Source organism: Propionivibrio pelophilus DSM 12018, assembly GCF_059569095.1.
In genome coordinates this window covers 63587-71295 of sequence record NZ_JCANUT010000014.1, presented here as the reverse complement: position 1 = coordinate 71295, position 7709 = coordinate 63587, and the positions used below count along the sequence as shown (strand labels likewise).

Sequence of the window (7709 nt, the reverse complement as noted above, 5' to 3'; positions counted from 1 at the left end):
ACTGTCGATGACTTCAGCCGGGCGGTCCGGACGCACTGGGGGATCGAGTCGATGCACTGGGTCCTCGACGTGACCTTCCGGGAAGATGCCTGCCGGGTGCGTAAGGACGAGGCCGCACGCAACCTCTCGTTACTACGAAAAATCACCTTGGCCATGCTTCGCCTCGATACTGCCTATCCCAAGAGCAGCCTTCGCCAGCGCCGCAACCGTGCTTCCCGAAAACCGCTCTACCGCGCCGAACTCCTTGGCCTTCGCCAACGCACGAAAGCGGCCGTAGGAAAACCATCTACATGATGAATGTGTAAGCGATTGCCGTGCGACGCAGATAGTGATCCAGCTTGCGCTCCGAAAACCTGGATTCCGCGCCGAAATGACGAATCTTCAACAAATCCGCACGTTCCTGGAGTCAAGCTGGCGTCAGCTTCGCATACTCCAGCGCCAGCCATTTCATGCCCTGCGCACCGAAGTTGACCTGCACACGCGCATCACCCCCTCGCCCCTCGGCGGCGACGATGACGCCGAGGCCGAACTTGGCGTGCTGGACGTTCTGGCCGACACGAAAACCGCCGGCTTCGCTCTGTTGACGAAGCCCACCAGCATCACCTGACTCCCTCCTCCGCGGCGAAGGCTGCGTGACATAGGCCGGGGTATGCCCGACCTTGCGCAGCAGCTCTTCCGGCAGTTCCTCCAGAAACGCCGAGGGCACGCAATAACGCGTTTGCCCGTGCAGCATGCGGGTCTGGGCATGTGTCAGGTAGAGGCGCTTCCTCGCCCGCGTCACCGCCACGTACATCAGCCGCCGTTCTTCTTCGAGTCCATCGCGTTCCTGTGCAGCGTTTTCGTGCGGGAACAGGCCGTGTTCCAGACCGGTGATGAAGACAACGTCGAACTCGAGCCCCTTGGCGGCATGCACGGTCATCAGCTGCACGGCGTCCTGCCCTTCGCCGGCCTGATGCTCGCCCGCCTCCAAGGAAGCGTGTGCGAGGAACGAGGCGACCGGGCTGGTCGACAATTCCGCTGACGCCTCACCCTCTTCCTGGACGAAACTGGTCGCGGCGTTGATCAGTTCATCGAGGTTCTCGAGGCGCTCACGCCCCTCCTTCTCGGCAAGGTAATGCTGGCGCAGGCCGCTTTTCTCGATCAGATGCTCGATGATCTCCGGGAGCGGCAGGTTTTCGGTTTCACTGCGTAAGGCCTCGATCAGCCGGATGAAATTGCCGACCGCCGCGCCGGCCTTGCCGGAAAGGCTGGCGGCGGCGTTGTACAGGCTTGAATTGGCGCGGTGAGCCGCCTCCTGCAAGGCTTCGATGCTGCGGCTGCCGATGCCGCGCGTCGGGAAATTGACGACGCGGGAGAACGCCGTGTCGTCATCCGGGTTGGCCAGCAGACGCAGATAGGCCAGCGCGTGCTTGACCTCCTGTCGGTCGAAGAAGCGCAGCCCGCCATAGACGCGGTACGGCACGTTGGCCGTGAATAGCTGGTGTTCGAGTACGCGCGACTGGGCGTTCGAACGGTAGAGCAGCGCAATCTGGGTGCGCGACACGCCGTCGCGCACGAGTTCACGCACCTCGTCGACGACGAAGCGTGCTTCGTCGAGGTCGGAGAATCCTTCGAACACCCGTATCGGTTCGCCGGCGCCGGCGTCGGTCCACAGGTTCTTGCCGAGGCGCCCCCGGTTGTTCTTGATCAGCGCGTTGGCGGCATCGAGGATGTTGCCGTGCGAGCGGTAGTTCTGCTCCAGCCGGATGACGTTCTTCACGGCGAACTCGCGCTCCAGGTCACGCATGTTGCCGACCTCCGCGCCACGGAAGGCGTAGATCGACTGGTCGTCGTCGCCCACGGCAAAAAGACAGGCGCCATCGGCCCGCGGCGCGCCGCCCTCGTAACCGGCCAACAGCTTCAGCCAGGCGTACTGCAGGCGGTTGGTGTCCTGGAATTCATCGACGAGGATGTGCCGGAAGCGCTCCTGGTAGTGTTGGCGCAAAGGCTCGTTGCGCACCAGCAATTCGTAGGTACGCAGCAACAGTTCGGCGAAATCGACGACACCTTCGCGCTGACACTGGGCGTCGTACTCGGCATAGAGTTCGACGCGGCGGCGGGTGTAATCGTCATACACCTCGGCCTGCGCGGCGCGAACGCCCTGCTCCTTGTGCGCGTTGATGAAATGCGCCAGTTCGCGCGGCGGGAATTTTTCCTCGTCGATGTTGAGATTCTTCATCAGCCGCTTGATCGCCGACAACTGGTCGGCCGAATCGAGGATCTGGAACAGCGCCGGCAAGCCGGCTTCGCGGTGATGCGCCCGCAGCAGGCGGTTGCACAAGCCGTGGAACGTGCCGATCCACATGCCCCGGGTATTGATCGGCAGCATCGCCGAAAGGCGCGCGAGCATTTCCTTCGCTGCCTTGTTGGTGAACGTTACGGCGAGGATGCCGTGGGGCCCGACCTGCCCGGTCGAAATCAGCCAGGCGATGCGCGTGGTCAGCACTCGCGTCTTGCCACTACCGGCGCCTGCGAGGATCAGGGCATGCTGCGGCGGCAAGGTCACGGCGGCGAGTTGTTCGGGATTCAGATTGGCGAGAAGGTCGGACATGGAGTGGAGTCTCGGAGAGGCAGGCGAGATTATACCGAGCGCCACTGCATCGACAGGACGCAGACAGCAAAGCATGTAAAAATCCGGCGATTCCATCGACAAATCATCTGCTTACAAATGTCTAATGCAAGTTACAAATTGACCCGGCAAGGCATTCGGCAGTACGATTGCAGGCTTGTTCAACTGCGATTGGAAATGAAGCCATGAATGCCCCCCAAGTGAAGCCGGGTGTAGTTGCCGGCGACGATTTGCAAGCCCTTTTTGCTTTCGCCAAGGCCAACAAGTTCGCCCTGCCGGCGGTCAACGTCATCAATACCAGCACGGTCAACGCCGTGATGGAAACCGCCGCCGAGATCAAGTCGCCGGCCATCATCCAGTTCTCCAACGGAGGCGCCCAGTTCTACGCCGGCAAGGCACTGAACAATGACGCGCAGCGCGCCTGTATCGCCGGTGCGATCTCCGGCGCCCAGCACGTCCACGCGCTGGCCGAAATGTACGGCGCCAGCGTCGTCATGCACACCGACCACGCCGCCAAGAAGCTGCTGCCCTGGATCGACGGGCTGCTCGACGCCGGCGAGAAGTTCTACAAGGCCAATGGCAAGCCGCTGTTCAGCTCGCACATGCTCGACCTCTCGGAAGAGTCGCTGGAAGAGAACATCGAGATCTGCCAACGCTACCTCGAGCGCATGAGCAAGATCGGCATGACCCTGGAAATCGAACTCGGCGTCACCGGCGGCGAGGAAGACGGCGTGGATAACAGCGGCGTCGACAGCTCCAAGCTGTACACCCAGCCGGAAGACGTGGCCTACGCCTACGAGAAGCTTTCGCAGGTCAGCAACCGCTTCACCATCGCCGCCTCGTTCGGCAACGTGCACGGTGTTTACAAGCCCGGCAACGTCAAGCTGCAGCCGGTCATCCTGAAGAATTCGCAGGAATACATCGAGAAGAAATTCGGCACCAAGGCGCAGCCGATCGACTTCGTTTTCCACGGCGGTTCGGGCTCGACGCTTGAGGAAATCCGCGAAGCGATCTCCTACGGCGTGATCAAGATGAACATCGATACCGACACCCAGTGGGCATTCTGGGACGGCATTCGTGGCTTCTACCAGAAGAACGAAGGCTACCTGCAAGGCCAGATCGGCAACCCCGAAGGCGACGACAAGCCGAACAAGAAGTACTACGACCCGCGCGTCTGGCTGCGCAAGGGCGAAGAATCCTTCAAGGCTCGTCTGAAGCAGGCTTTCGAAGACCTGAACAACGTCGGCACGCTGGGCTGATTAGCCGATCCGACTGCTTCAACCGCTTCGAACGCAATGCCGGCTCACGAGTGAGCCGGCATTTTTATATCGATCACGCCAACCGTACCGCGGCGTCCACGCTTGAGGCGCTTGCCCAGCCGCCGCAAGGCCTCCTGCTCCGTCGTACAGAGATCCCCGGGAAAGGCATTCCCCGCCGCCCAGCGGCCGTCGAGCAGTCGCACCGCCGCGACAGCGCGGCCGCCATCGACGACAGCGACGATGCACGTCGACTGATCGTTCCGCCACCAGGCCGCCACGAGATCCATCGCCTCGTCGTAAGGCACGTGCATGGCCGCCAGCGCGTCGATCGGCGAATCGTGGACGGAACATATCGCCACGGGAAGGAAGGAGAGAGTCTTTCGCTCATTCATGGGCAGGCTTTCTAGCACGCCTGCACAGGCTTGTAAAAGCCACTACAATCGCCGTTTCTCTGAATTGATTCCGGATGCAGTTCGATCTCATCATTGTCGGCGGCGGCCTCGCCGGGCTATCACTGGCCTGCGCATTGCGCGACAGCCACCTGAAAATCGCCCTGGTTGAAAGCGCCTCGCCCCCTTCCCGCCCCGCGGGCTGGGATGCGCGCATCTATGCCGTCACCCCGGCCAATGCGACCTTCCTCGACCGGATCGGCGTCTGGAAGCACCTCGACGCTGCGCGCATCTGTCCTATCCACGCCATGCGTATCTTCGGCGATCGCGCGGCGCAGCTCGACTTCAGCGCCTACGAGTCCGGTATCGATGAGCTCGGCTGGATTCTTGAGTCATCGTTGATGGCGTGCGAGCTCTGGGAAAACGTAAAACGGCAAAAGAATGTCAGCCTGCTCTTCGACGCGACGCCACAATCGCTGACGATCGGAGAAAGCGCCGCAGCGCTGACCCTGGCCGACGGACATGCGCTGACCGCCAGACTTGTGATCGGGGCCGACGGGCGCAACTCCTGGGTACGCGACGCGGCAGGCTTGCCCGCCCAAGAAACGCCCTACGATGAAATGGGGGTCGTGGCCAATTTCGCCTGTGAGAAACCTCACCGCAACATTGCCCGTCAGTGGTTCCGCCAGGATGGCGTGCTCGCCTGGCTGCCGCTTCCCGGCGAACGCATCTCGATCGTCTGGTCGACACCGGACGTGCACGCCGCAGAGTTGACAGGGCTGGCTCCGGAAGCCTTCGCCGACAAGGTCGCGGCCGCCGGCCAACATGAACTGGGCGCTCTCACATTGATCACCGCCCCGGCAGCCTTCCCGTTGCGGCTGTTGCGTGTCGCCAGAACCGTCGCGCCGCGCGTCGCGCTGATCGGTGACGCAGCGCATGGCATCCATCCATTGTCGGGGCATGGCATCAACCTTGGCTTCCAGGACGCCAGTGCTTTGGCCGGATTGCTGTCGGCCGCCCCCGAATGGCAGGACATCGGCGCTGAGCGTTTCCTGCAGCGCTACCAGCGCGCCCGGCGCGAAGAGACGGTCCTGATGCAAACGGCGACCCATGCGTTGCATCGCCTGTTTCATGAGACACTGCCGGGCGTGGCGCCGTTGCGCAACCTCGGACTCGCACTGACCGACAAGCTGCCCATGGCCAAGAATCTGCTGGTGCGTTACGCCATCGGCGCCTTGTAATCGTTCCCCCCAACACCGGAGAAGTTACCATGCTGAAATTCCTGTTTTCGTTTGCCGCAGCGCTGCTGCTCAGCTTTACGGCGAACGCTGACGAAGCCAGCGTCCAGAAGGCCATCGAGGCCAAGCTCGGCGGCAAGGTCAAGAGCGTCACCAAAAGCCCCTACCTCAACCTCTACGAGGTCTATGCAGACGGCCAGATTTTCTATACCGACGAAGCGATTACGGCGATTCTCGCCGGTACGCTGATCGACGGCCAGACGATGAAGAACGTGACCGCGGAGCGCATGCAGAAGCTCTCCGCCATCAACTTTTCGGACTTGCCGATCGAACTTGCGGTCAAGCAGGTGCGCGGCAACGGCAAGCGCGTCTTCGCCAGTTTCGAAGATCCCAACTGCGGCTACTGCAAACGGCTGGCGAAGGAAATGGTCAAACTCGACAACGTGACGATCTACACCTTCCTGCTTCCCATCCTGTCCCAGGATTCCCTCGACAAATCGAAGAAAATCTGGTGCTCGACGGACAAGGTCAAAGCCTGGAACGACTGGATGGTGAGCGGCAAGGCGCCTTCCGGCAAAGGCGACTGCGACACCAAGGCAATCGCCAAGGTCGTCGAACTGGGACAGAAGCTCGCCATCTCAGGCACGCCGACGCTGTTCTTCACCGATGGCACGCGGGTTCCCGGCGCCGTGCCGCTGTCCCAGATCGAACGCAAGCTGGACCAACTCGAAAAGCCGCTGTAATCGCCCTCAGAGCTGGAAGGCCAGCCAGAGCAGCAGGCCTTCCGCCAACTCACGCAGAATGCCCGGGCGGCGATAGGGGTAGAGCAAGCACTCCTGCTGCCGTGCTTCGACCCATTCGGCGAATGCAAGCACAGCCGGCCGGTCGTAGAACGCGACCATCATTTCATAGTTGAGGAACAGGCTGCGCCCGTCGAGGTTGGCCGAGCCGACCAATGCCAGTTCGTCGTCCACCAGGACGGCCTTGGCATGCACCATGCGCGGGTGCAGCCAGACACGCGCCCCGGCCTCCATCAGATCACGCAGGGCACGATGGCGGGCAAAGTCGGCCAGGCGATGGTTGGATCGTTCGGGCAAAACCAGATCGACACTGATTCCCCGTCGCGCAGCGAGCATCAGCGCGGTCAATAGCGACGGTTCCGGCACGAAGTACGGAGTCACGGCGAGGATGCGCCGCTGCGAGGTGAAGCAGGCCGACACCAGCAAGGTGAAAATCGTATCGTCCGGGCGATCCGGGCCGCTATCCACCAGCTGGGCCAGCGCGGGAACGGCTCCCGCCGACCCCGTTACCTCGGAGCGGACAAAACGTTCCGGCATGTTGACATCGTTGGCGAAGGCCCAATCCAGTTCAAACTGTGCCAGTGACTGGGCCACCAGCTCCCCTTTCAGGTCGAAGCTCAGATCGATCCATGGCGAGCGTCGAACAAACAGGCGGGGATCGCCCTCGAAATATTCCGCAGCCAGATTGCGCCCACCGCACCAGAGGCTCTTTCCGTCAGCGATCACCATCTTCCGGTGGTTGCGCAGGTTGGTACGCCCGCGCTTCGGCGAGTTGAACGGCGGGACGAAGCGCAGAACCTCGACGCCGGCGGCCTGAAGGCCCCTGAAATCGGGATAGCCGCCGAGATAGATGCCAATCCCGTCGATCAGCAGACGGACCCTCACCCCGGCCCGCGCGCGTTCGGCCAGACACGCCGCGATTTCGTCGCCGAGAACGTCGCGACCGAGAAGAAAAGTCGAGACTTCAAGAGTGTGCGAAGCCCCTTTGATAAGCTGGCGTAATGCCTGCAACGCCTGCCGACCGTCCTGATGGATCGTCAAATCGTCATAGGAGACCGGCTCCGGCAACCCCATCGCCACGCCCAATTGCAGCGAACGGGCCATGGTCGGGTAAGCAACGGCGGCGCTGACCGATGGCTCCGCGCCGCTGCGATACGTCCGCGCCACCGCGACCTTGCGGTTGCCAAAAGCCAGATAAAGCGGCAACGCGAGGTAAGGCACCAGAAGGATGCCCATCACCCAGGCAATCGCCGCCGAAGGATGACGCCGCTGACTGGGGCTGTGGGATGCCGCCACGTAGAAGACGAGGCCGAGCACGACCAGCAGGAGATCCAGAATCTCCCAGTGATTCTTGACGAAATCCACCAGCATGGAAACGACTTGACTCATTCGCATGCACCCCATAGCGAGCGGCA

Annotated in this window: 6 protein-coding genes and 1 pseudogene; 4 read left to right on the top strand and 3 right to left on the bottom strand. The window is 62.1% G+C overall.

Annotation, left to right across the window (positions count from 1 at the left end; genetic code table 11):
- Positions 1–162 (top strand): annotated as a pseudogene (locus tag BO74_RS08465) (ISAs1 family transposase); the annotation flags it as partial.
- A gap of 244 nt (positions 163–406) precedes the next feature.
- Here BO74_RS08465 and BO74_RS08460 read toward each other — a convergent pair.
- Positions 407–2590 (bottom strand): UvrD-helicase domain-containing protein, encoded by a 2184-nt coding sequence (locus tag BO74_RS08460; RefSeq protein ID WP_496441504.1) that lies wholly within the window; start codon positions 2588–2590, stop codon positions 407–409.
- A gap of 203 nt (positions 2591–2793) precedes the next feature.
- Here BO74_RS08460 and fbaA point away from each other — a divergent pair, with 203 nt between their 5' ends.
- Positions 2794–3867 carry a class II fructose-bisphosphate aldolase gene (fbaA, locus tag BO74_RS08455; protein ID WP_496441502.1) on the top strand — a complete coding sequence of 358 codons (1074 nt, stop codon included), beginning with the start codon at positions 2794–2796 and terminating at the stop codon, positions 3865–3867.
- A 44-nt stretch (positions 3868–3911) separates the two neighbouring features.
- Here the strand turns inward: fbaA and BO74_RS08450 are convergent, their stop codons facing one another.
- The gene (locus tag BO74_RS08450; protein WP_496441501.1) at positions 3912–4259 is read right to left on the bottom strand and encodes a hypothetical protein; all 348 of its coding nucleotides are present in this window, start codon (positions 4257–4259) and stop codon (positions 3912–3914) included.
- A gap of 74 nt (positions 4260–4333) precedes the next feature.
- Here BO74_RS08450 and BO74_RS08445 point away from each other — a divergent pair, with 74 nt between their 5' ends.
- Positions 4334–5497, top strand: coding sequence for a UbiH/UbiF family hydroxylase (locus tag BO74_RS08445; protein ID WP_496441499.1), 1164 nt, complete (start codon positions 4334–4336; stop codon positions 5495–5497).
- A 29-nt stretch (positions 5498–5526) separates the two neighbouring features.
- Positions 5527–6237, top strand: a complete 711-nt coding sequence (locus BO74_RS08440; RefSeq protein WP_496441498.1) for a DsbC family protein — start codon at positions 5527–5529, stop codon at positions 6235–6237.
- 6 nt (positions 6238–6243) lie between these two features.
- Here the strand turns inward: BO74_RS08440 and BO74_RS08435 are convergent, their stop codons facing one another.
- Positions 6244–7683, bottom strand: a complete 1440-nt coding sequence (locus BO74_RS08435) for a phospholipase D-like domain-containing protein (protein WP_496441496.1) — start codon at positions 7681–7683, stop codon at positions 6244–6246.
- Positions 7684–7709 lie beyond the last annotated feature (26 nt).